Below are 22,708 nucleotides of genomic sequence, written 5' to 3'. Positions count from 1 at the left end.
GGCATCAAGACCGCGCGGCAGAGCATCGAAGGGCGGCTCATGAAGCGCTCCAGCTCAGGGCAAACAGGGTTTGCCCCGGCAGTTCGAAACGCACGCGCCCGTTGTCGCAGGCAAACGGTGCGTCGCGGCTGCGATTGTCGGCGCCGAAGTAACGCAGGGCGCCATGGTTCAGCGGGCACCTGGCGCCGCTCAGATCGACGCGTTGCAGGCGCGTCCCTTTGTTCACTCCGAGCAACGTGCGCTGCTCGTCGCCGGCCATCGCCAGCACATCCACCTCGAAGGCGTCGTTGTCCAGTTGCAGCACCTGGTGCAGCCAGTGGCGGGCGATGAATTGCTGGGCCAGGCCGACCGGTTTCAGCTCGAAGCGATCGTCGCCCAACACGCGCAACATGCCTTTGGGGTAATGCGGTTCGTCAGCGGCCTGAAACCAGTTGAGCATGCTCAGCAAACCGTCCTGCGAGGCATTGATCACCACTGAGGCCCACCACAGCGAGGTGTAGTGGGTTTCCTGATCGTAGGGGCTGAGGCTGGAGCCGCTGGACAGGTTGGTCTGATCGAGCAGCAAGGCCTTGCGCGGCTGACCATTGGCGTCGCGGCCGACCAGTTCGGCGGCACGGCGCACGCTGTCGCGGTAGACGCGGGTGGCGAGCAGATCGCGAATCATCCATTCATGCCAGGCCAGTGCATCGACCTGATCGGCTGACTCGCTGAGCAGGCGCCGTGCCCAATCGATTCCGCGCTTGTCCGCCGCGTTATCGGCGAACGGGCCGTTGACCAGTCGCGAACTGGCCGGCATGGCGATGCGCACACCGGCGCGGGCATTCGCCGGGTCGCTGCGCACCTGACGGGCCATGCTGGTGAAAATCGCCTGATATTGCCCGTAGCTGGAATAGTTGAGATTGGGTTCGTCGGCAAAGCCAATGTAATGCGTGCCATTGCCGCCCAGCGCGCGGGTGCTCGCCAGCCAGGCGTCGAGGCCGCTGTTGCTCTGCACGTCGGCGCGCAGATCGGCCTGGCGCTGACTGCCGGCCAGCAGGGTGATGTCGTTGCGAATGCCGAAGCGCTGCTGATAGACCCGGCGGAATGCGTCTTCGAATTGCGGGTTCTGCGCCGTGACGTCGACGAAACTGTAATAGCTCGCTGCCGTCGGTTTCAGCGCATCGAGCAGCGCATGGCTGGCTGCGGGCGGCATCACGTAGGGCAGGGCAATACCGAGATCCGGCGTGCGCCCGAGGACTTTGTCGTGCAGCACCAGCCGGACATCTCCGATCTCTTCGCGCAGCGGTTGCAGTTGCTGCGGATTCTGCGCAAACAGATTAGTCGTGCCATCAAGCCAGAACGCCGCTTTGCCGCTGCCCTGCAGTTGCAGGCGCCAGACCTGCTCGCGGGGGCTGACTGGCAACGCGACCTGATCGAACTGCCAATAGGCGCGATAGGGCTTTAGTGCGAGAGTCAGCGCCTGGTGGTCGCCGATCCGCTGCGCCTGTAGCGCGGTGACGCCGCCGTGAAACTTGCCGGCGAGCACTGCATGCTCACCGGCCGCGACTTTGAAATACAGCACGTCGCCATTTTTGCTTTCGGCACTGAAGTGCACTTTGGCCGGGGCAAACAGGGCAACGGTGCGTTCATCGTGTTCGATGCGGTAGTGGCGGAAGCTGTAGCCGGGAATTTCCAGTCGATAACTCGCCGCGCCGGGCAGCAGCGGCCAGGTCTGACTGCCACGGGTTTCGCTGGCCTTGATCACGCGTTCGCCGAGCAATTTGCCGCGACCGTCGAGCAGGTACAGCTGCTCTTCGTTGGCATCCGCTTGCCACGCCGGGGTCCAGCGCACGGTCACGCTGTCAGGCTGATCGGTTTGCAGAAACAGACTGCCGTCACGAATCTCGCCCCAGCGCATCGACGCCGCCAAAGCGTCCAGCGACAGGCCGAGACCGAACAGCAGGTACCAGCCTTTCATGCGGGTTTCCTCTGCAGCATCGACCACATCGGCAGCACGTCGCGGGGCAGGATGATCAGGGTTTGCCAGAACGGCACAGCGCTCAAACGGCAATACAGCACGAGCATGGCCACGGTCACCGCCAGATAGGCCATCGATGATGCGGCGGCGGCGCCGACGATGCCGTAGGCCGGAATCAGCACCAGGTTCAGCGCCAGATTGAGCAGCGCGCCCAGGCCCATCAACAACGACACCGAGCCGGGGCGATTCTTGCCCAGCAAGTCCAGGCGCAGAATGCTCGCGTAGCACAGACCCAACAGCCCCGGCAGCAACGCCAGCAGCGCCGGGTACGCCGGTTGGTAGGCAGCGCCAAACAGGGTGACGATCAACCACTCGCCGATCACGGCCATGCTCAAACAGGCGCCGAGCATCACCGTCGCGGTCAGGCGCAGCGCCAGCGGAGTGACCTTGTCCATGCCTTCATCCTGTTGCAGCAGGCGTTTCATCAGCGGTGTGGTCACCGCTTCGGGGACGATCAACAGCAATTCGGCAGCAGCGCTGGCCATGGCGTAATGGCCCAGCGCGGTGCTGCCGAGCAGGGCGCCGATGAACAGGTAATCGGAGCGCAAAATCACTTGCTGGAACAGCAGATCGGGATGGCTGCGCGCGCTGTAGCGCAGCAGCTCCTTCTGGCTGGCGCGATCCCATTGCAACTGCAATGGCTGCGCCCGCTTCAACCAGACCCAACCGGCGAGCACCACCAGACTGATACCGGCCAGCCAACTGATCAGCGCTGCCTCCAACGCCGCGCTCTGCCACATCCAGAACAGTGCGACGAACAGCAACAGCGGCGCCAGCGATTCGATCAGGCGCAAGACGTTGAACGCGATCACGCCACCCGAGGCGTTGTGCAGGGTCAGCAGGCCGCTTTTCAAAACGGTCAACGGCACCGCCAGCAGCAACAGCCAGGCGAGCAGGCCCAGTTGCGTGGTCACGTCCAGTTGCGTGCCAAATTCGCGTACCAGCGCCACCACCAGCAAAGTCAGCAAACCGGCCAGCAGACAGCCGAACACCAGCACCTGACTGAGCAGCAAACCCATCGGCCGCTGCTTGGCCGCCTGATAACCGACCGCCGAATTCAAACCGCCGCTGGTGGCCGCACTGATCAGATCCGGCAGGGTGCTGAGCAGGGCGAACAGGCCGCGTTCGCTGGGGCCGAGAATCCGCGCGAGCAAGACGTTGCGCAGCAAACGCAAGGCGATCATCGCCAGCTTGGTGCCCATGCTCAACGCGAGGTGCTTGAGGTAGTTGCCTCGGCTCATGGCCGCGCTCCCCGGTAGATCCGCCAAGACAGCAATTGCGGATGGCGCGCGGTGCGCTGGCTGACGCCGAAACGCGGCAGGTTCAGCGGATCGCCGTCGCCGCGATAGATCCCGGTGCCGGTGCCCAGCGCAAACGGGTAATCGTGGTCCGCGACCTGCTGGCGAACGCGATCATCGTTGTCGCCGTTGGGGTAGCAATAGACCGGTAGAGGTCGGTTGCAGCCGTTGTTCAATGCGTCGCGGCTGCGGCGGATTTCTTCGCTCAGGCGCGCATCATCGAGACCGGTGAGGATTGCGTGGCTGGCGCCGTGCGGGCCGAACCGCACCAGACCGGAGGCTTCCATTGCCCGCACCTGATGCCAATCCAGTGCCTGTGGCAGCGAGTCCTTCGGGCATTCGTCGGTGAGTTCTTCCAGCTCCTGCGGGGCCAGGCTTTTCAGCCCTTGCAGGTAATGCAGCAGCGCCAGGCTGCGGCGCTCGACATCGATGTCGTCGAGCAGCACCGGCAGCGGATGTTTGCGCGCATGCAGGCATTCGATCAGGTGCATGCGTGCTTTATCGCCATGGCTGCCCCATAGGGTTTCGCCAAGGCTTTCCCACCAGAAACGCTGGCGGCTGCCGATGAAATCGGTGGAGAGAAAAATGCTCGCCGGCACCTGGTGTTTCTGCAGCAACGGGAAGGCGTTGACGGCGTTGTCACGCCAGCCATCGTCAAAGGTCAGCGCCACCCGTGGGCGCTCGCTGCGCAGGGCGTTGGGCTGGAGAATTTCCATCAGCGGCACGCAGTCGAAATGCTTGCGCAGCCACACCAGCAAATGCTCGAACGCTTTCGGTCCGACGCACAGTTCATTGCGGTGCGGCAGGTCGGCGGCGCGGTCATTGGACAGCACGCGGTGCAGCATCAGAATCACCCCCGCGCCCTGCAACTGCTGACGGCCCACCGGCGAGTTGAGATAGAGCCAGCCACTGGTGCTTTTTATCAGTTGTTTGATCGCCATGGCTTCGGTCCTCTTAACGGTTCTGTTCCGGATTCCACTGGGCATACCGCTGACCGCGCAGGAACTGCCACAGGCCGAGACTCATCCCGGCGAGGGTGACCAGCAGAAACGCGGCGAGGCGGAACGGTTTCGGCAAGCGGTGTTGCGCATCCAGCAGCCCGGCAATTGCCACGCTGTAGCCGAACAGTTGCGCGATCAGGCTCAGGCGATAGAAAGCGTGCTCGTCCCACAGCCAGCAATTGCTCAGCAGCAATGGCAGCAGGAGTACCGGCGCCAGGCGGCGGATCAGTTTGTGGCTGATCAACGCCAGGGAATACAGGCCATGCTTGAGCGGGTTGAGCAGCTCGCGGCGCTGGGCCAGGCTTTGCAGGCCGCCGACGGTGACGCGCTGCCGGCGGCGAAACTGTTTGTCCGCCTCGTCGACGCCATGGTCGATCACTTGCGCTTCGGGAACGTAGACGATGCGCTTGCCGGCTACCGGCGCGCAGGTGCTGATAAAGAAGTCGTCGTTGACCTCGGCCGGTACGTTCTGGAACAGCTCGCGGCGCAGGGCGAGCAGGGCGCCGTCGGCCGAGACCATGCAGCCGGTGCGATTCTCGACCCGGCGCAACCAGCCTTCGTAATGCCGGTACAGGCTGTCGCCGATGCTCAGGCCGCCACCAGTAACCGGGATCACCATGTGCCCGGCGCAGGCGCCGACCTGTGGATCGCTCAGCGGCGCGAGCAAGTGGCCGAGAGTGTCGCGTGACCATTGGTTGTCGGCATCGGTAAACACCAGAATGTCGCCGCTGCTCAGGGCCGCGCCGGCATTCAGCGTGGCGGCTTTGCCCTGACGCGGCAGGTCAAGCACGGTGATGCGCGGATCAATCACTTTGTGCGCGCAGGCCACGGTGTCATCGGTAGAGCCGTCGCTGGCGAGAATGATCTGCAGCGTTGCCGGTTGATAATCCTGGGCCAGCAGCGTGCGCAACTTGTGCTCGATATGCCGCGCCTCGTTGTGCGCGGCGATGACGATGCTGACGTTCAGCGGCGGCGCCGGCGTGTGTCGCCACGCTGGAAACAGCGGCGCGAGGATCGTCAGCAACAGCGGGTAGCCGACGTAGGCGTAGACCGGCAGCAACAGGCACATCCAGAAAATGAACTCAGCCACGGGCAGGCCTCCTTGCGTTCCACTGACACAGACTCAAAATGAACGCCGCGCCGGCCAGGTGCAGGCGCAGCCAGTGCAGGCCCCACAGTTGCAGGAGCAGAATCGGATCGCGGTGCTTGATGCTCTGGCGAACGCTCAGGACCAGACCGGGGATCACGGTCAGGGTGACCATCACCGCCGCGTGATGGGGAAAGCCGTCTAGCAGTGCGGAAATCGCCAGGAAATCGAGGATCCACACCAACAACGACAATATTGGAAAGCGCAGCAGGCGCAGGCTCATGCCATGGGTGCGCAGCAGTTGCAGATGGCTGCCCTGACGCCACATTTCCTTGCCCATCCATTCGCGCCAGTTCATCTCGTAACCCCAGTGCAGCGCGACCTTGTCATTGACCGACAGCAGACGCGCGCCCTGTTCGTGCAGGCGCAGGGTGAATTCCTTGTCTTCGCCAGTGCGCAGGGCCTCGTTGAAACCGCCGACCTTGTCGAACCAGTCGCGACGCATCAGCAGGTTGGAACTGGGCAGCCAATCGACACTGTGGCTGACGCGGTGCGACGGCTGCGAAGTGCGCCGCTGCCAGGCCGTGGCGAACCATGGCGCCTCGGCCGGCGTATGCAGATCCAGGCCGAACACATCGGCTTGGCCACTGGCTTGGATGTCGAACAAGGGCTGCAACCAGGTTTCAGGCATTTCCACGTCGGCGTCGATGAAGGCCAGCCATTCCCCGCTGGCGATCGCCGTGCCGCGATTGCGTAGAGCGCCGATCAACAGCCCCGGCAAGCTCAGCACGGTTGCGCCGAACTGCCGGGCAATCTGCGGACCCTGATCGGTCGAGCCGTTGTCGACCACGATCAGCTCGCACTCGACGTTGGCCGCGTGTGCGGCTTTCTGCGCGGCGAGCAGGGTACGGCCAATGTGCCGCGCCTCGTTGTACATCGGGATGACGATGCTGATCCGCTTCATGCCTGCGTCTCCGGGGTCAGTGGCGCCTGCTCGGCCTTGATGCGCAGGACGCTGGTCAGCGCCAGCATGATCCACACGTATTTCTGGTTCGGCGCGCTGAGGAACATCAGGAACAGGGTCAGCGACAGAAAGCTCACCCCCATGTGGGTCATCATGTCCGCCCGATGTCCATCACCGCGCAGCATCCACGCCGCCCGCGCGCGAATCAGGTTGTACAGACCGAGCCCGAGCATGCCGACGAAGAACAGCCCGGCAGGCACGCCCAGTTCGCTGAAGATTTCCAAATAGGTGTTGTGGGCGCGGCGGTACAGATCGCCGATCTTGCGGTTGGCGGAAAACGCCTTGGCGTAACCGGTGGTCGCGTAATGCAGTGGGAAGGTGCCGGGACCGGAGCCGAGCACCGGATGTTCGCGGATCATCTGGCCGCCGACGACGATGTAGGAAGCACGGCGGCCGAGGGATTCGTCCTGCGCCTTGGAGCCGGCGCTGAGGATGCTCAATGACTGGATCCGCGCCATGTAACCGGCCGGCATGGCGTAGATCGCCAGCGGAATCACGATGGCCGCACCGAGCATGACGAAACCCAGGTGCCGTGGGCGGATGTGGGTCAGTTGCGCGCGGTAGTGCCAGATGCCGATGAGCAGGCTCAACGCCAATACCACCAGCCCGGAACGCGATTCGGTCTTGGTCATGCCACCGAGCAACAGCAGGCAGCAGGTGCCCCAGAACAAGCGGTGCAGCAGGTTCGGGCTGCGGATCACCAGCAGCAGACCCAGAGGAATGGCGAAGGCGATGAGCATAGCGAAGGCGTTGGGGTCTTCGAGCAGGCCGGCGGCGCGGCCCTGATCCTGAAACTTCGCCGAGAACATTGCCATGGCGCAGGTCGCGGTGACGGCGAGGGTCACCAGCCGGGCGAACAGGTCGAGGTTCAGTTCGCGGCCGATCAACAAGGTAATGACAAACAGCACCAGACCAACGCTGAGTTCGCGCAGATGCCCCAGCGACATGCCCATGTCATCGGTATTGAGCAGGCTGAGAAAATACAGAACCATGAAGCCGATCAGGCAGTGCCACAGGTTGCTGCGCAGGCGTTGCGATGGAATCTGGTGCAGCGCCAGTTGCAGCATCACGATCACCGCCAGCGAGGCGCCGAGCAACTTGCTTCCCGACACTGAACTGTCTTTGAAGAACCCTTCGAACGGCACCAGCGCGGCAATGCCGAGCAGGCCCCAGGTCGGCTTGCGGTACAGGACGGTGAAACCGACCAGGCCAATCACCGCCCCCGGCGCCAGATACGGCCAGGGACTGGCCAGCAGACCGAGGCTGACCAGGGCGAACAGACTGACGATCGAGAGCGGGAAAATCATGCGCGTGTCTCCCGTGCCGTGTGGATGTACAGCTGCGACCAGCGTTCGGCCAAAGCCTTGAGGTCGTAGCGTTCCTGTTGGGTGCGTCTGGCGTTTTCACGCAACTGCGCGGCCAGCTTCGGTTCGGCCAGCAGTGTGTCGAGCTGGCGGGCGAGGGCGGCGGTATCCGTCGGCGCCGCGAGCAGGCCGTTGTGACGGTCCTGCAGGACATCGGGAATACCGCCGACCGCGAACGCCACCACCGGCACGCCGGCCTGCATCGCTTCGAGCAGAATCATTGGCGTGCCCTCGGTGCGCGAGCTGATCACCAGCGCATCGAGTTGTTGCCACCAGCCTTGCATCGCCGTCTGGTAGCCCGGTAGGCGAATCCGCTGCTGCAACCCGGCAGCATCGATGCGCGCCTGCAAGGCCTCGCGTTCCGGTCCGTCACCGAGCATCACCGCGTCCAGTTGCGGATGCTGGTGACACAATGCGATCAGCGCATCGAGGAACAGGTCCGGGCCTTTCTCGCTGCTCAACCGCCCGACGTAACCGGCCAGCCAGCGTTGCCGCTCTGCCAGCGACGGCATCGCTGGCGCCGCTGGTAAACCGTTTGGAATCACCTGCAACTTCTCCGTCCGGACGTTGGCCTGACGGTGCAGCACGGCGATACTTTCCGCCACGCAGACCACCCGTTTCACCGACGCCGTGCGGCACAGTTGCAGGCTTAGCCAGGTGTAGAACTTCTGCTTGCGACTGCGTGGGGTGAAGCCGTGCTGAGTGATCACCAGCGGCAGGCGCAACAGCGTGGCGCCGACCCAGCCGAACAGCAGGCCTTTGAAGTTGTGGGTGTTGAGCAACGGTTTGTCGCCACGGCGCTGACGCAAGTGCCGCAACAGCTCGCCCGGCCCTGAACAAGCGCGAGCGTCCACCCCAGCCTCGCGAAAGCGCGAGATCAGCTCAGGCGGTGCGTCGAGGAACAGCACCTGATGCTGCCCCGGCGTGGCCAGGCAATGATCCAGCAACATCCGCTCGGCCCCGTAGAAGCCGCCGCTGCTGAGCAAATGAATGATCGGCAGGGCGACGATTGGGGTGGACACCGCGTTCAATTGCGCACCCAGTGAACCAGGCTCGGCATGGTCCAGTTCTTGTGCGGATTGCCCGGCTGCGACGTTTCTTCGTTGAGCACCAACAGCACCGGCAGGCCCAGCTCATGGCTGATTTGCGCCGGATGCTTGAAGCGGTGATCGAAGAACTCACGCACGTAGACGAACGCGATTGCCAGCAGCAGACCGGTGAACAGCCCGAACGGGATGATCAGCAGCGGTTTCGGGAAGGCTGCCTCGGTCGGTTCGAACGGCGGGCTGAGTACCCGGGCGTTGGACAGGTCATCGTTGAGCGAGCGCGTGGTGCTGCTTTCGGCAAAACGCTGGGCATAGGTCGAGAACGCTGCGTGCAGCGCATCGATCTCGGTGTCCATCTGGCGCAGTTTGCTCTGGGTCTGCTGCAGGTCGCGGATGCGGTTCTTGAACTCGGCGATGCGCGCGGTTTTCTGCTCGATCACCTGCTTGACCACGGTCAGATCGGCGGTGCGTTCCTGGATGCGGTTGCTCACCACTTTGAGAAACTGCTGACGGGTGCGGGCGATCTGCTCGCGGGTCAACAGCATCGGTTCGCTGCCGGGCTGGAACACCGCCAGATCGTTCATGTAACGGCTGACCTGGCTGGTTAGTTGCTCGCCCATCTGTTTGATTTCCCGGTCCTCGAACGCCACGTTGTCGACGGTGGTGGTGAAGGTGTAGGGGAAGGTGTAGTCGTTGAGCTTGCTACTGCTGGCGGCGGCGAGCGCGGTTTTCAGATATTCGAGCCAGCGCTGGCTTTGCAGCAGGCGGTCCTGATACAGGTTCAGCGCCTGTTCTTCAGTGTTGATGGCGTTGAGGCGGAAGGTGATTTCCTCCTTCGGATCCGCTGCGCCGACATTTTCCAGCAGTGCTTGACGATTACCTTCCAGGCCATCGAGACGCACTTGATACTGGTGCTTTTTGGTCTCGTAGAACGACTGCGGCAAGTCGATCGATTGCAGGGCCTGACGGCTGACCAGATAGTTCTGCAGCAGGGCGCTGACAAACGTCGTGCCTTGCTGCGGATCCGGGAAGCTGTAGGTGATCGAGATCACGTTGGAGCCGGGCAGGGTTTCGATTTTCAGGCTGTCGACGGCTTGCTGGGTCAGGGCGTCGAGGGTGGTGTCACGTACCGGATCGGTTTCCATGCCGAGCCCGTTGCGCAGCGGGTTGATGACGTACTCGCGCAGCGGTGTCGAGACGTAGCGCTTGAACGGTTCGCCAAGCAACTTGGCGAACACCCCGGGTGGCGGGCTGTATTCACCGTTGTCGCGCAGTTCGCTGATGGTCTGACGGATCAGTGCTGGCGAGCGGAGGATGTTGCTCTCGGTTTCCATGTCCGCCAGCGACGGCGGAATGAACGTGGCGTTGTCCACCGTGAGCGACGTGGTGGCGTCGCCCTGAGAGAGTTTTTTCGACTGCACGATGACCTGCGCGGTGATATCGAAGCTCTGTTTGAGCAGCAACGGCAGGAGCAGGGCGATGACTGCAAAGGTCAGGAAGACGCGCTTCACCAGTTGCTTGTTGGCGAAGAAAATCCTGAAGAACTCATGCAGGTAGTTTTCCTTTGGGTTCATGTCGGTCACCTGTGAGTTAGTTGTCACTGTCTTTGTTGTCGACGCGGTAGCCGAAGCTGAAACCGACGCCCTGGAACAGCACCACATCAGCCAGTTGGCGGGCGAGTTCGCCGGCGCTGGCCAGTTTGGTTTTTGGCACGTAGAGCATGTCGTCCGGTTGCAGGTAGGCGATTTGCGGGGCGTCGCCGGACAGCGCTTTTTCGACGTCGTAGCGCACGGCTTTCACCTGATTGCCGTTGCGCCGCATGATCACCACCGAATCCAGCCGCGCCTTGACGTTGGTACCGCGCGCCAGGGTCAGCGCCTCGAGCACCGACACCGGCCGGCGGATCGGATACGAGCCCGGTTGTGCGACCTCGCCGAGCACGTAGATCTCGTTGCCTGCGGTGGACTTGAGCAGCACGTCCACGGTCATGCGGCCCGGCAGTTGCGCGTACTTTTTGTTGAGGAAGGTTTCCAGTTGATTGACGGTCATGCCTTGCAGCGGCACGGCGCCGATTTCCGGAAAACTCGCGTAGCCGTCAGTGCCGACGGTGATCTCGCGGCTCATGCCGGTGGCCGGGTGGTTCAGCGCACTTTTAAGGTTCTGCTCGTTGCTCAAGGGGCTGATGATCTGCACGGTAAGCTGATTGCGGTTGGGCTGGAACAGCTGTTTGCGCTGATACACGCGCTGGATTTCCTGGCGCGCTTCTTCGCTGGTCAGCCCGGCGATTTTCACCGAGGTGTTGGCGCCCGGCAGTTCGATGGTGCCGTCGGGCAGCACCAGTTGATTGCCGTTGAGCTGGCTGGCGGCGGTGAAATTCAGGCCGATCTGGTCGCCCGATTGCACGCGGTAGGCGTCCGAGCCGCTGGTGCTGATATGGAAGATCACGTCCAGCACATCCTGCGGGCGCAGGGTCTGCTCGATCTTCGGCATATCGGTCGCCTGGGCGTTGGCCGGGGAGGCGGTGAGAATATTCACCGGCATGTTCTGGGTGTCGGAAGTGCTGGAGCAGCCCGCAAGCGGCAGCAACAGCAGGACAAGCATTCTGGCGTTCATGGCGTCATCCTTTGCGTTCGCTTACAGGTTTTTGTAAAGCCATTTGGGCATGTAGTACTTGCGCCGGTTGAACACGCTGCCGACCACTTTCGCCCCGGCCTGAGTCAGGCGTTGCACAGCGGCCTGGGCGACTTCCCAGCGGGTGTCTTCGGCGCGCACGACAAACACCACACCGTCGACCTGAGTACTGATGACCAGGGTGTCGGCGGCGGAATACACCGCGTCGCCGTCGATCACCACAAAGCGGTACTGGCTGCCCAACTGGTCGAGCAACGGGCTCAGGCGCTCGGCGGTCAGGTGTTCCAGCGTGCGGATCGGCCGGCCGTTGGGCAGCACATGGAAGGGCAGGCTCGAGACCTGCACCACGCAGTCCTGCAACAGCGGCGGGTTGCCCGGGTTGAACAGCAGGTCGCGCAGGCCGCGCTCCTTGCCGAGGTTCATCTGCTGGGTGAGGTTGTTCGCCGACTGGCTGGCGTCGACCAGCAGCACCTGGCCGCTGCTCATCTGCGCCAGCTGACTGGCCAGTGCCAGAGCGCTGGTGGTGGTGCCGGCGCCGGGGTTGGCGGCGGTCAGGAACAGAATGCGCAGATCGAGATCCAGCACGGTCGAAGTCAGATTCGATTCGCTGGGGCTGGCGATGCTCAGGCTTTTATTGGTTGAACCGTCCATTAGCTTGCTCCGTGGCCGCTGAATACTTTGAAGGGGGTTTTCAACAGAATCTTCAGATCAAGCAGAAGGCTCTGCTCGGCGATGTAGCTGAGGTCCAACTCAACGCGCTGGTCGAAGTCGATGTTGCTGCGTCCGGAGATCTGCCACAGACCGGTCATGCCGGGGTAGATCGCCAGACGCGCGAGGTGATTGTCCTTGTAGCGGTAGGCGTTGAACGAGGTCGGACGAGGGCCGACCAGGCGCATGTCGCCGGTCACTACGTTGATCAGATTGGGCAGCTCGTCGAGGCTGGTGCGCCGCAGAAAACTGCCGATGCCGGTGACGCGCGGGTCCTTGTCGATCTTGAAGTCGATGGCGTCAGCCCCGTGTTTGTTCAGGTGGCGCAGCGACTCTTTGAGTTCTTCGGCGTTGCTGACCATGGTGCGGAACTTGAACATGCCGAACTTGCGCCCGCGATAACCGGTGCGTTTCTGCACGAACAGCACCGGCCCCGGGCTGGTGAGCTTGATGGCCAGGGCCAGGCCCAGCAGCACTGGCGAGATCAGCACGAGAATCGTCAGCGCGCCGAGGCAGGCGACCACCCGGTTGGTCCGCGACAGCTGCCATGGGCGGCCGCCATCGCGGCCGCTGAGCCAGCCGCGACCCTGACGATGGATCGCCGCGTCGAGGCGCATGCGATGTTCCGGGTCGACGCGCTTGTCAGGGCGCATCTGTGCAATCGACACACTTCTTTCATGTCCAGTCATGGCGTCCTCCGCATTCAATCAGCCGCAAGCGGCGCACGGGCAGTGGGGTAGTAGTCGCGGAACCAGGCGATGAAGCGGCCCAGTCCTTCATCCAGTTCTATTCGGGGCTGGAATCCGGTGGCCTGGGCCAGATCGCTGGCCTCGGCGCAGGTGTTGAGCACGTCGCCCGGTTGCAGCGGCAGCAGCTCGACAATGGCTTGCCGATCGAGATGTTTTTCCATCAGCGCGAGGTAGGTTTTCAGTGCAACCGGCTGCTGCCCGCCAATGTTGAACAGACGCCACGGCGCCATGCTGCTGGCCGGGTCGGGCTGCTCGCGATCCCACTGCGGATTGGCTTGCGGTGGCTGATCGATGAGGCGTGCGATGCTTTCGATGATGTCGTCGATGTAGGTGAAATCGCGCTGGTGCTCGCCGTAATTGAACAGCTTCAGCGGCTCGCCTTCGCTGATCGCCCGGGCGAACTGGATCGGCGACATGTCCGGCCGACCCCAAGGCCCGTACACGGTGAAAAAGCGCAGGCCGGTGCAGGGAATGCCGAACAGATGGCTGTAGCTGTGCGCCATCAGTTCATTGGCTTTTTTGGTCGCGGCGTACAGCGACAGCGGATGGTTGACGCCATCCTTGACCGAGTAAGGCGTGTGTTGATTGGCGCCGTACACCGAACTCGACGAGGCGTAGATCAGGTGTTCGACCGGGTGGTGGCGGCAGCTCTCGAGAATGTTCAGGAAACCGTTGAGGTTGCTGTCCAGATACGCCCGTGGATTGTCCAGCGAATAACGCACCCCGGCCTGCGCGGCCAGATGGATCACCACTTGTGGCTGCTCGCGGGCAAACAACGCGTCGATCGCTGAAGCGTGGGCCAGATCCACCGTCGCCAGCGGAAAATCGCCGACCTGCTCGCGCACCCACTGCACGCGGTCGTGCTTGAGCTGCGGGTCGTAGTAGTGATTGAAATTGTCCAGGCCGACCACCGAATGCCCGTCGCGCAGCAAGCGCAGGACGCAATGGGCACCAATGAAACCGGCGGCACCGGTCACCAGAATCTTCATGGCCGCAGCCCTTCAGGGGCGATGTGGCGCAGACCGATACCGCTGTAATGCAGGCCGGCGGCGGCTACCTGTTCCGGGTTGTACAGGTTGCGCCCGTCAATGATCACTTTCGAACGCAGCTTCTCGGCGAGCAGCTCGAAATCGACCACGCGGAAGTTTTTCCACTCGGTGCAGATCACCAGCGCGTCGGCGTCTTCAAGGGTGTCGTCGCGGGTCGCGCACAAGTGCAGGTCGTTGCGATAGCCGTAGATGCGTCGGCACTCGGACATGGCTTCCGGATCGTAGGCCTGCACGCTGGCGCCTTCGGCCCACAACGCGTCCATCAGGTAACGGCTGGGGGCTTCGCGCATGTCGTCGGTGTTCGGTTTGAACGCCAGGCCCCAGACCGCGATGGATTTGCCGGCCAGGCCTTGCGGAAACTGCGCGCGCAGTTTGCTGAACAGGATGTGCCGTTGGCTGTCATTGACGTCGGTGACGCTGCGCAGCAGTTTCAACGGCATGCCGTTGTGTTCGGCGGTGTGCAGCAAGGCCCGCAGATCCTTGGGAAAGCACGAGCCACCGAAGCCGCAGCCCGGATAGATGAAGTGGTAGCCGATGCGCGGGTCGGAGCCGATGCCTTTGCGCACCGCTTCGATGTCGGCGCCGAGCAGCTCGGTGAGATTGGCCAGTTCGTTCATGAAACTGATGCGGGTGGCGAGCATCGCATTGGCCGCGTACTTGGTCAGCTCGGCGCTGCGGTTGTCCATGAACATCAGTTTTTCGTGGTTGCGGCAGAACGGCGCGTACAGCTCGCTCATCTGCTCGCGGGCAGCGTCGTCGCGGGTGCCGATGATGATCCGGTCCGGGCGCATGCAGTCGGCGAGGGCGCTGCCTTCCTTGAGAAATTCCGGGTTGGATACCACGCGCACCTGCAGCTCGGTTTTGCCGCGCTGCAGCAATTCGTTGGTGGCCGTGGCCAGAACCTGATCGGCAGTCCCGACCGGCACTGTGGATTTGATGATCAGCGTGCGATCGGCCTCCATCAGGCCGGCAATCTGCCGGGCGACGTTGAGCACATGGCTGAGGTCGGCGGAGCCGTCTTCGTCCGCCGGGGTGCCGACGGCGATGAAAATCAGCTCGGCGTGAGTCACCGCATCACTGGCCTGGGTGCTGAACAACAAGCGCCCGGCCTTGATGTTTTCTTCAAGTGTTGCGGACAGGCCTGGCTCACTGATGGGCGGTACCGCTTGTTGCAGTTGTTTGATCTTGTTCGGATCAATATCAATGCATAAAACCCGATGACCGACATCGGCAAGTGCAGCGGCTTGTATAAGTCCGACATAGCCAGTGCCAAATACGCTCACGTCCATCTGCGCACCTCAATAAAACCAGAAAAGTTAACTACGGAATGAGATTGTTAAAGGGGTATAGCGCAGGGTTTGAAAAGCGTGTCAGCAAAATGACATGTTGCACGGGTATAACACTTGAGGCGTTTTTGGCGATTGGCCATCAAGTCATTGCTGCGATTGAATTTGTTGTTTCTTTGCAGATTTGTTCAGATTCAATTTAACCGACAGACGGTCTAAGTCCCCGAAATTAAAGGCTTTCATCCCCGCGGGTGTGTCAGATTTGAGTCACCGTTTTTTTGACGCTTTACCCGGCTATCAGTCATTTCTTGCGCTTTGATGGCCGGGTGCTAGTGTCAGGTTCTAACCGACAAAGCTTTGACAACTTCCCATTTCGGACGGCCGGTATCGCCATGTTCAAATACGCCAAGGAACTGCTTTTAGTTGCCTATCTATTGCTCTTTTCCGACTATTATCTGGACCGGTTAAATGCTATCGGGTGGGGTTTCAATGCACTTGTTTTTGGCGCGATGTTTTTGGCGCTTACTTTCGCGTTATATCTAAGTGCCTATATACGTCAGGCTCTCGTTCGACATGTGTTCGCATTAACGATGTTTGCCGCAGCGGTTTTTTTTGATGTTTACACCCGGGTCACCGCGGATTACCTGAGGTACAGCGATTTTGTCTCGCTGGTGTACTCCGGCGGCTTCATTCAGGAAGCGGCCTATCAGTATCGCGACGCGATCCTGCGCGCGCTGCTCAGTGGCTTGCTGCTGTTATTCGGCATCGGACTCAAGCCGCGTCATGCGCTGTTCATACCCAATACGTTGCGGGTAGCGGCTCCGGTCATCGGCGTGTTGATGCTCAGCGCTTTGCTGTTTTTACGTGCGGGTGAGGGCGCACGTGGTCTGCCGATCATGTACACGCCGCTGGCCTACCTCAACCTGTTTGCCTACGAAGCGTTGCATGACACCGTCGGCCCCCGTGAAGCGGTGACGCTTGCGCGCGCCACGCCCGCCGTCGGCCACGACATCGTGCTGATCATCGACGAAAGCATTTCCGGCAATTACCTCGACATCAACGCGCCGTTCGGCGTGCACAGCAACCTCAAGCAAGCGCCGGCCGGGGTCGATGTCTTCAACTTCGGTTATGCCGCGTCCATTGCCAACTGCAGCGCCGACACCAACGTCACCTTGCGCTACGGCGGCACCCGCGCCGATTACAGGCGCATCAACAGCACGTTGCCGTCGATCTGGCAGTACGCGAAGAAGGCCGGGCTCGGCACGGTGTACATCGACGCCCAACGCACGGCCGGCAACCTGCAGAACCTGATGACCGCTGCCGAGAAAAACGACATCGACAGTTTCGTGCAATTCGACCAGACCAGCGTGCGCGACCGCGATATGGCGGCAGCGGCGAAGCTGATCGAATTGCTCAATGACGATCGCCCCGAGCTGATCGTGATCAACAAGGTCGGCGCGCATTTTCCGGTGCATGACAAATACCCGGACGCGTTCATGGCCTACCGGCCGACGCTGCCGCGCGGGCAGTTCACCGAAGTCGCCGACACTGGCGAACGCCCCGGTTTCAATGGCCAGCCGGATGACTGGGTGCTGTATCGCAACGCCTACAAGAACACGCTGTTGTGGAACGTCGGCGAGTTCTTCGCGAGGGTGTTTGCCCAAGCCAACCTGGACAATGCGCTGCTGATCTACACCTCCGATCATGGCCAGGATCTGCATGAGCGCGGCAACCCGGGCTTGAATACCCATTGCGGCGGCGACCCGGTGGAAGAGGAGGGGCTGGTGCCGCTGGTGGTGATTCAGGGCCGTGGATTGCAGGCGCCGGACTGGGCGGCGAATCTGCCGGCAAACAAGGACCGCTCCAGCCACTACAACATCTTCCCGACACTGTTGCAGGTGATGGGCTACGACTTGGGCGCAATCGAAGCGGTATATGGCAAACCGCTGAGCGTGCCGACGGCGGATGAGTTCACTTTCAACTACCGCTTCAATGCGCGCTTGGGGGCCAAGCCTGAGTGGAAGCATATCGATCTGGGCAGCATTGTTACGCCTGAGCGGGCGCCGGCGAGTGTGGCTTCGGGGCAGTGAGTTTTTGATTGCTCGGGCGGGCCTCTTCGCTGGCAAGCCAGCTCCCACAGGGTTCGAGGTTGTTCACAAATCCTGTGTCAGCACTGGCCTCTGTGGGAGCTGGCTTGCCAGCGATGGGGCCAGCACTGACACCAGCCAATTCAAAGCTTCAGCCACCGCGCGCGATACTCCCCAGGCGCGCACCCCAGCCAGCGCGCGAAAGCCCGGTTGAATCCCTGCACATCGCTGTAACCCAACCGATCAGCCACTTCGACCAGCTCCAGCGCCCCGGATTGCAGCAGGTCCTCGGCACGATAGCGGCGATGCTCATCAAGCAGTTCGCTGAAAGTCCAGCCCAACGCCTTCAAACGCCTTGCCGCCGTGCGCTCAAGCAAATGCTGTGTAACACAGAACTGCTGCCAATCCGCTGTCGCCAGATCTTCGATCAGATAATCGCTGAGCTGTCCGAGCAAGGTCGATTCACTGAGACGTCGGGTCTGTTCCAGCAGATCGACAAGCGTTGTCTCCAATGCCGGATTGCCCGGTGTCAACGGCATCACGAACAGCTGAGGATCCAGATAAATCGCCGCGCATGATTGCTCTGCGCTCACCGGGGCGCGCAATGCCGATTGATGCTGCTCGCGGCTTGCCGATGCCAGTGCCACACCTAGCACCGGATCACGATTCACGCCGCTGGCGAGCAATTTGCGTCGCACCAGGCTGCACAGGCTGACGAGGAGGTAATCGGTCAGCGCCGCCGGAGCACCCAGACTGCCGGCTTCGACCAGACGCAGTGTTACGCCGTCATCTTTACGCAGGATTTGCACACGGAAATGTCCGTTGAAAAACGCAAAGTACTCGGCGAAAAACGCACAGGCACGTTCCAGCGACACGGCGACATCGAACAGATAGGTCAGCCCGTTGCTGGCCGTCGAAACGAAACGTTCACCCGCCGCCAGACCGATCAGTGGATCCCCGCTCTGTTCCACGGCAAACGCCCAGAAGCGCCGTGACATCAGCAGCGGCATGCGCGTGAACGGCGTGCGCAGATCGAACAGGCTGCGGCGCAGCTGCGCTTCGATTGCGCCTTGGGTAACGCCGCGCGCGAGCAATTCTTCAATGGCCGGCAGCAGGGTCGGCGCGTAAAAAGCGTTGACGGGTTGCGGATGGGTTTTGCTCATGTTGCGCGCGCGTCTCCCGTCGCTCCGTTAGCCGCCAGCAAACGCTGATCGACGCTGAGGATCGCCTCGATCATCGCCCGCGCTGCTGGCGTCAGGGTAAAACCGGCGCGGCTGACGATGCCGTAACCCAATTGCAGCGCCGCCTCGTCATGGGGGACGTCGACAAAGTCGAGCAGCTCGATCAGGCCTCGATCAAGTTGTTCACGCAAGGCCTCAAGCGTGGCGAGCCCCACCGCGTCTGAACGCAGCACTACGCGCTGGATCGCGTCAAATTGTGCGCACTCGACGCTCGGGGTGAAGTCCTGCTCACCGAGGATATCGGCGAGCACCTTGCGGATCATCGGTGGAATGCGCGTGCCGACGATCGGGTAATCGAGCAGGGCGCGCAAGCGCAGGTCTCGTTGCGCGGCAAGCGGATGGCCAGCGCGACAGAAAAACCGTCCCGGCCGCGTGCGCAGCAGGTGCACCTCATACTGCGGATCGCTGACGAAGTGCCGCGCATCGGCGACGAAAAACTCGATCTGCTGCTCGCGCAACCACAGCGTCAATTGCTGCCAGTCGCCCTGATGAAACCGCGTGCGAATCGCCGGATGCGCCTGAATGAAATCGGCCAGCGCTTCCGGCACCAGCACTTGCGCCGGATACGGGCCGCAACCGAATTGCAGTTCGCCGCCGGTGAGGCCGTTGTATTGCGTCAATTCGTTGTGCAGCGCCTGACTGCCAGCGAGCAGGCGCCGCGCATGTTGCAGCACCAGTTGGCCTTGCCCGGTCAGGCGAAACTCACGGCTGCTGCGCTCGACCAGCTCGCAGTCAAGGTCACGCTCCAGAGTCTGGATGCTGCGGCTGAACGCTGGTTGGCTGAGGTTGATCGCCTCGGCGGCGCGACCGAAGTTGCGGTAATCAGCGAGGGCGACCAAGTGGCGAAGCTGGCGAAGATCCATCATGCGTCTCCTGCATTTTGTGAATACTTTTAATGCATTGGATCGATAGCACGTCCGCTGGCATAAGTACACGCCTGTTCTTCGATGGCCGCCTTCATGTCTCAGCCTCTGTTCGCCTCCAGCGCGTTCACCCGCACGATTCTCGCGCATGCTCGCCAGTCCGGGCTGTGCCCGCAACGCTTGATGGCGCGCGTGGGGATCTGCCCGTCTGTGCTCGCCGGGCAGCCTCAATTGATCGCCGCACAAGCGCTTGAACGGTTGTGGCGTGAGTGTGAATGGGCCGGGGTAGCGCCGACGTTTGGCTGCGAACTGGCCGACGGAATGGCGACCGATTGCCTGCAAGGACTGAATATTCTGCTCGACTCGGCCGCGACCCTGCGTGCCAGTCTGAAGTGCTTCATTGACTGCTTGCCAAGGGTGATCAATTACGTTGCGGTGGAGTTGGTCGAGGCAGGCGACGTGGCTCGTTTGCGCCTGCGTTCGCTGCAGGGGCAGCTCCATCATTTCGCTCTGGATGCGGCGGCGATAACGCTGGTGCGCAACATTGCCCGTCGACTCGGCGGGGCGCCTGGAGATTTGTTTGTGAGTGTCAGCCTGCGCCCGGCGCAAATGGCCGGTGGCTGGCTGCGTGGAGTGGGTATCGCGGTGGAGCAGGGCGAGCATCTGTGCCTGACCTTGCCGCGCTCCAGGCTCGATCAGGCTTTGCTGGGCGCCAACCCGTTTCTGCACCAGAGCATGCTGCGCCACTGGCACGCTGCAACTTGTGCGCCTGCGCGTGAGGACAATCTGACGATGGCGCGGCACTGGCTGACGGCGGGCGATCAACCGATCGAGCGGATCGCTGAGCGGCTGGGTTATCGCCAGCCGAGCAACTTTATCCGCGCGTTTCGCAAACAGTTCGGGATTACGCCGAAGCAGTTCCGGTTGAATCCGGGGCAGGTTTGTTGAAAGCAGGATTGAGGTGATTGATCGTTATTGAGGGTGCCAGCAAGATTTCCCCCTCACCCCAGCCCTCTCCCCCAAGGGGGCGAGGGGGAAAGGGAGCCGATCTTCATGGCGTTCGGAATCTGAGTTCTACTCGGTATCCCACCTCGGCGTATCTCGTACATCCAACACGGTCAGTCCCCTCTCCCTTTGGGAGAGGGCTAGGGTGAGGGGCTTTTGACTTACGGCGTGACGATATTGAACTGCGGCCCGAACGTATCCAGGCTGCCCATCAATAATCCGAATTTCTGACCATTGCCCTGCAACTTCACCAGCCCTTTTTGCATCGCCGTCGGGAAGTCCAATTGCTTCAGGCTGATCTTCTCCAGCGTATCGCGGCTCAGGCTGACGCTCGCATCCGCCGCCGGATTCAGACCGGCGCGGTGAGTCAGCACGCCGTTGCGCAAGGTCAGGGTGAAATCCCTTTGCACATCGTCGAACGTCCAGTTCAGCGTCAGGTCATGGGCCACGGCTTTGTCGCTGTCCAGGCGTACCGCGAGGTAGTCGAAGAACATTTCCGGACTCATCGCCCGGACCATGTCCACCGATACGGTATTGGCAGACTGCGGTGGTACGCCGTTGCGCAGTTCCATCGCACCGGTCAGGTACATGTTGCGCCAGGTGGCGTTCTCGCTTTGATACCCCAACTGCTCCAGAGTCTCGGCTTGAGCGTTGCGGGCATCCGCGTTGTCCGGATCGGCGAACAGCAACTGGCTGCCCAACTGCGCGGCCCAGCGGTAGTCAGCGCTGGCCATCGCACTGCGCATTTTTTCCAGCACCGACGTGGCACCGCCCATGGCCTCGACCGAGCGTTTAGCCGCATCGACCGGCGGCAGCGGATTGAGGTTGGCCGGGTTGCCGTCGTAGAAACCCATGTAGCGCTGATACACCGCGCGCGTATTGAAACTCAGCGAGCCGTAATAGCCACGGGTGTACCACTTCTGATCGAGCGAGCCGGGCAGTTTCTTGATTGCTTCGGCAATTTCCAGCGGCGTCAGGCCCTGGTTGAGCAAGTGCAGGGTGCGGTCGTTGATGAAGGCGTACATGTCACGCTGATCGGCGAGCAAAGTACGAATCCGCTCGCCACCCCAGGTCGGCCAGTTGTGTTGGGCGAACAGCACGTCGGCCTTGTCGCCGTGCCGGGCCAGGCTGTCATCGAGGTATTGCGACCAGGCTTTGGCGTCACGCACCTGCGCACCGCGCGGGGTGAGGATGTTGTGCATCATCTGCGTGGCGTTTTCGGCCATGCACAAGGCTTTCAGCTGCGGTAGATAAAGGTTCATTTCCGCGGGCGCTTCGGTGCCTGGGGTGAGCTGGAATTCGACTTGCAGGCCAGCGATGGTGCGGGTTTCCAACGGCTCGGCAATCAGATCGGTAGGCGCGATCAGTGTGACCGTGCCACCGCTGGGCGCGCTCTTGCCGAGGCCAGCATCGACCTGACCTTTTTCACTGCGCGGCAACAGGCTGCCGAACTGGTACTGCGCGCGGCGGCTCATGGCGTTTCCGGCCATGACGTTCTCGCTCATCACGTGTTCCATGAAGCCCGCTGGCGCATACACCTTGACCTTGCCGGACTTGACATCGGCCTCGTCGATCACACCGCGCACGCCGCCGAAATGATCGACATGGGTGTGGCTGTAGATCACTGCGACGACCGGTTTGCGCGGGCGATGGGCGTAGTACAGATCCAGCGCCGTCCTGGCGGTTTCGGCCATGGTCAGCGGATCGATGATGATCAGCCCGTCGTCACCTTCGATGATGGTCATGTTGGCGAGGTCGAGACCGCGTACCTGATACAGCTTGGGGCTGACCTCGAACAGACCGGCGTGGGCATTGAGCTGTGCCAGTCGCCACAGGCTCGGATTGACCGATTCCGGCGCCTTGTCTTTGGCGAGGAAATCATAGGCATTGACGTTCCAGATGACTTTGCCGGCGGCATCCTTGATCTGGCCCTTGAACGGTGCGATCAAGCCTTTGCTGACGGATTCGAAATCGGTGCGGTCGCTGAAAGGCAGGGTTTGCAGTACGGCAGCGTTGCTTGCGGCGGTTTGCACGCTCGGCGCCACCGGACCGTCAGCAGCGAGCAACGGCTGGCTCAGGCAAGTGGTGATCAGGCAGGTCAGCAGGCCACGCGGGCTCAGGATGAAACGGGTCATGGGTGTCTCCGGTTTTTTTATCGTTATGGCCGAACAGCCAGCAGCTTAGGGCGCGGCGCTGGGTTGACGATGATCATCAGCGGACAAAAACCATTCAGGGCCGCTATCCTAGGCCCA

18 protein-coding genes are annotated in these 22,708 nt (G+C 61.9%); 2 read left to right on the top strand and 16 right to left on the bottom strand.

Annotation, left to right across the window (positions count from 1 at the left end):
* Positions 1–37: 37 nt before the first annotated feature.
* From ACZZ0K_RS13455 to ACZZ0K_RS13395, 13 genes are read right to left on the bottom strand one after another with little or no spacing between them, the layout of a single operon-like run.
* Positions 38–1,957, bottom strand: coding sequence for a hypothetical protein (locus ACZZ0K_RS13455; RefSeq protein WP_463559147.1), 1,920 nt, complete (start codon positions 1,955–1,957; stop codon positions 38–40).
* A complete protein-coding gene (locus ACZZ0K_RS13450; RefSeq protein ID WP_463559146.1) occupies positions 1,954–3,258 on the bottom strand; it encodes an oligosaccharide flippase family protein in 1,305 nt (434 codons plus the stop codon). The genes ACZZ0K_RS13455 and ACZZ0K_RS13450 overlap by 4 nt, the downstream gene beginning before the upstream one ends.
* Positions 3,255–4,256 (bottom strand): polysaccharide deacetylase family protein, encoded by a 1,002-nt coding sequence (locus ACZZ0K_RS13445; protein ID WP_041478593.1) that lies wholly within the window; start codon positions 4,254–4,256, stop codon positions 3,255–3,257. The genes ACZZ0K_RS13450 and ACZZ0K_RS13445 overlap by 4 nt, the downstream gene beginning before the upstream one ends.
* Positions 4,257–4,269: 13 nt before the next feature.
* A complete protein-coding gene (locus ACZZ0K_RS13440; protein ID WP_041478594.1) occupies positions 4,270–5,406 on the bottom strand; it encodes a glycosyltransferase family 2 protein in 1,137 nt (378 codons plus the stop codon).
* Positions 5,399–6,367 (bottom strand): glycosyltransferase family 2 protein, encoded by a 969-nt coding sequence (locus ACZZ0K_RS13435; protein ID WP_150635725.1) that lies wholly within the window; start codon positions 6,365–6,367, stop codon positions 5,399–5,401. Before ACZZ0K_RS13435 ends, ACZZ0K_RS13440 begins: the two co-directional genes overlap by 8 nt.
* A complete protein-coding gene (locus ACZZ0K_RS13430; protein WP_095179533.1) occupies positions 6,364–7,734 on the bottom strand; it encodes an O-antigen ligase family protein in 1,371 nt (456 codons plus the stop codon). The genes ACZZ0K_RS13435 and ACZZ0K_RS13430 overlap by 4 nt, the downstream gene beginning before the upstream one ends.
* A complete protein-coding gene (locus ACZZ0K_RS13425) occupies positions 7,731–8,822 on the bottom strand; it encodes a glycosyltransferase family 4 protein (RefSeq protein ID WP_252883537.1) in 1,092 nt (363 codons plus the stop codon). Before ACZZ0K_RS13425 ends, ACZZ0K_RS13430 begins: the two co-directional genes overlap by 4 nt.
* Positions 8,819–10,411 (bottom strand): GumC family protein, encoded by a 1,593-nt coding sequence (locus ACZZ0K_RS13420; RefSeq protein ID WP_252883538.1) that lies wholly within the window; start codon positions 10,409–10,411, stop codon positions 8,819–8,821. The genes ACZZ0K_RS13425 and ACZZ0K_RS13420 overlap by 4 nt, the downstream gene beginning before the upstream one ends.
* A gap of 16 nt (positions 10,412–10,427) precedes the next feature.
* Complete coding sequence (locus ACZZ0K_RS13415; protein ID WP_041478599.1) at positions 10,428–11,450, bottom strand: polysaccharide biosynthesis/export family protein; 1,023 nt, start codon at positions 11,448–11,450, stop codon at positions 10,428–10,430.
* 21 nt (positions 11,451–11,471) lie between these two features.
* Positions 11,472–12,119: a CpsD/CapB family tyrosine-protein kinase gene (locus tag ACZZ0K_RS13410; RefSeq protein WP_024012451.1), complete on the bottom strand. Its 648-nt coding sequence runs from the start codon at positions 12,117–12,119 to the stop codon at positions 11,472–11,474.
* Positions 12,119–12,865, bottom strand: coding sequence for a sugar transferase (locus ACZZ0K_RS13405; protein ID WP_016774101.1), 747 nt, complete (start codon positions 12,863–12,865; stop codon positions 12,119–12,121). Before ACZZ0K_RS13405 ends, ACZZ0K_RS13410 begins: the two co-directional genes overlap by 1 nt.
* 14 nt (positions 12,866–12,879) lie before the next feature.
* The gene (locus ACZZ0K_RS13400) at positions 12,880–13,914 is read right to left on the bottom strand and encodes an NAD-dependent epimerase (RefSeq protein ID WP_041478601.1); all 1,035 of its coding nucleotides are present in this window, start codon (positions 13,912–13,914) and stop codon (positions 12,880–12,882) included.
* Positions 13,911–15,263 carry a UDP-glucose dehydrogenase family protein gene (locus ACZZ0K_RS13395; protein ID WP_252869170.1) on the bottom strand — a complete coding sequence of 451 codons (1,353 nt, stop codon included), beginning with the start codon at positions 15,261–15,263 and terminating at the stop codon, positions 13,911–13,913. The genes ACZZ0K_RS13400 and ACZZ0K_RS13395 overlap by 4 nt, the downstream gene beginning before the upstream one ends.
* 389 nt (positions 15,264–15,652) lie before the next feature.
* On the opposite strand from ACZZ0K_RS13395, the gene ACZZ0K_RS13390 reads away from it, so the two are divergent.
* Positions 15,653–17,350 (top strand): sulfatase-like hydrolase/transferase, encoded by a 1,698-nt coding sequence (locus tag ACZZ0K_RS13390; RefSeq protein ID WP_463559145.1) that lies wholly within the window; start codon positions 15,653–15,655, stop codon positions 17,348–17,350.
* 140 nt (positions 17,351–17,490) lie between these two features.
* Here the strand turns inward: ACZZ0K_RS13390 and ACZZ0K_RS13385 are convergent, their stop codons facing one another.
* Positions 17,491–18,510: an AraC family transcriptional regulator gene (locus tag ACZZ0K_RS13385; protein WP_463559144.1), complete on the bottom strand. Its 1,020-nt coding sequence runs from the start codon at positions 18,508–18,510 to the stop codon at positions 17,491–17,493.
* Positions 18,507–19,451, bottom strand: coding sequence for a LysR family transcriptional regulator (locus ACZZ0K_RS13380; RefSeq protein ID WP_463559143.1), 945 nt, complete (start codon positions 19,449–19,451; stop codon positions 18,507–18,509). Before ACZZ0K_RS13380 ends, ACZZ0K_RS13385 begins: the two co-directional genes overlap by 4 nt.
* 96 nt (positions 19,452–19,547) lie before the next feature.
* Here ACZZ0K_RS13380 and ACZZ0K_RS13375 point away from each other — a divergent pair, with 96 nt between their 5' ends.
* A complete protein-coding gene (locus tag ACZZ0K_RS13375; protein WP_463559142.1) occupies positions 19,548–20,399 on the top strand; it encodes a helix-turn-helix domain-containing protein in 852 nt (283 codons plus the stop codon).
* 218 nt (positions 20,400–20,617) lie between these two features.
* Here ACZZ0K_RS13375 and ACZZ0K_RS13370 read toward each other — a convergent pair whose 3' ends face one another.
* Positions 20,618–22,591 carry an alkyl/aryl-sulfatase gene (locus ACZZ0K_RS13370; RefSeq protein WP_463559141.1) on the bottom strand — a complete coding sequence of 658 codons (1,974 nt, stop codon included), beginning with the start codon at positions 22,589–22,591 and terminating at the stop codon, positions 20,618–20,620.
* Positions 22,592–22,708: the final 117 nt, after the last annotated feature.

The organism is Pseudomonas sp. AC255, assembly GCF_979258175.1.
Note: the sequence above shows the minus strand (reverse complement) of the source record. Positions and strands in the feature narration are given on the sequence as shown.

Bases quoted from the DNA above. Each gene is read 5' to 3' on its own strand.
- ACZZ0K_RS13455 (WP_463559147.1), bottom strand. From the start codon at position 1,957: ATGAAAGGCTGGTACCTGCTGTTCGGTCTCGGCCTGTCGCTGGACGCT.
- ACZZ0K_RS13450 (WP_463559146.1), bottom strand. From the start codon at position 3,258: ATGAGCCGAGGCAACTACCTCAAGCACCTCGCGTTGAGCATGGGCACC.
- ACZZ0K_RS13445 (WP_041478593.1), bottom strand. From the start codon at position 4,256: ATGGCGATCAAACAACTGATAAAAAGCACCAGTGGCTGGCTCTATCTC.
- ACZZ0K_RS13435 (WP_150635725.1), bottom strand. From the start codon at position 6,367: ATGAAGCGGATCAGCATCGTCATCCCGATGTACAACGAGGCGCGGCAC.
- ACZZ0K_RS13430 (WP_095179533.1), bottom strand. From the start codon at position 7,734: ATGATTTTCCCGCTCTCGATCGTCAGTCTGTTCGCCCTGGTCAGCCTC.
- ACZZ0K_RS13420 (WP_252883538.1), bottom strand. From the start codon at position 10,411: ATGAACCCAAAGGAAAACTACCTGCATGAGTTCTTCAGGATTTTCTTC.
- ACZZ0K_RS13415 (WP_041478599.1), bottom strand. From the start codon at position 11,450: ATGAACGCCAGAATGCTTGTCCTGCTGTTGCTGCCGCTTGCGGGCTGC.
- ACZZ0K_RS13410 (WP_024012451.1), bottom strand. From the start codon at position 12,119: ATGGACGGTTCAACCAATAAAAGCCTGAGCATCGCCAGCCCCAGCGAA.
- ACZZ0K_RS13405 (WP_016774101.1), bottom strand. From the start codon at position 12,865: ATGACTGGACATGAAAGAAGTGTGTCGATTGCACAGATGCGCCCTGAC.
- ACZZ0K_RS13400 (WP_041478601.1), bottom strand. From the start codon at position 13,914: ATGAAGATTCTGGTGACCGGTGCCGCCGGTTTCATTGGTGCCCATTGC.
- ACZZ0K_RS13395 (WP_252869170.1), bottom strand. From the start codon at position 15,263: ATGGACGTGAGCGTATTTGGCACTGGCTATGTCGGACTTATACAAGCC.
- ACZZ0K_RS13390 (WP_463559145.1), top strand. From the start codon at position 15,653: ATGTTCAAATACGCCAAGGAACTGCTTTTAGTTGCCTATCTATTGCTC.
- ACZZ0K_RS13385 (WP_463559144.1), bottom strand. From the start codon at position 18,510: ATGAGCAAAACCCATCCGCAACCCGTCAACGCTTTTTACGCGCCGACC.
- ACZZ0K_RS13380 (WP_463559143.1), bottom strand. From the start codon at position 19,451: ATGGATCTTCGCCAGCTTCGCCACTTGGTCGCCCTCGCTGATTACCGC.
- ACZZ0K_RS13375 (WP_463559142.1), top strand. From the start codon at position 19,548: ATGTCTCAGCCTCTGTTCGCCTCCAGCGCGTTCACCCGCACGATTCTC.
- ACZZ0K_RS13370 (WP_463559141.1), bottom strand. From the start codon at position 22,591: ATGACCCGTTTCATCCTGAGCCCGCGTGGCCTGCTGACCTGCCTGATC.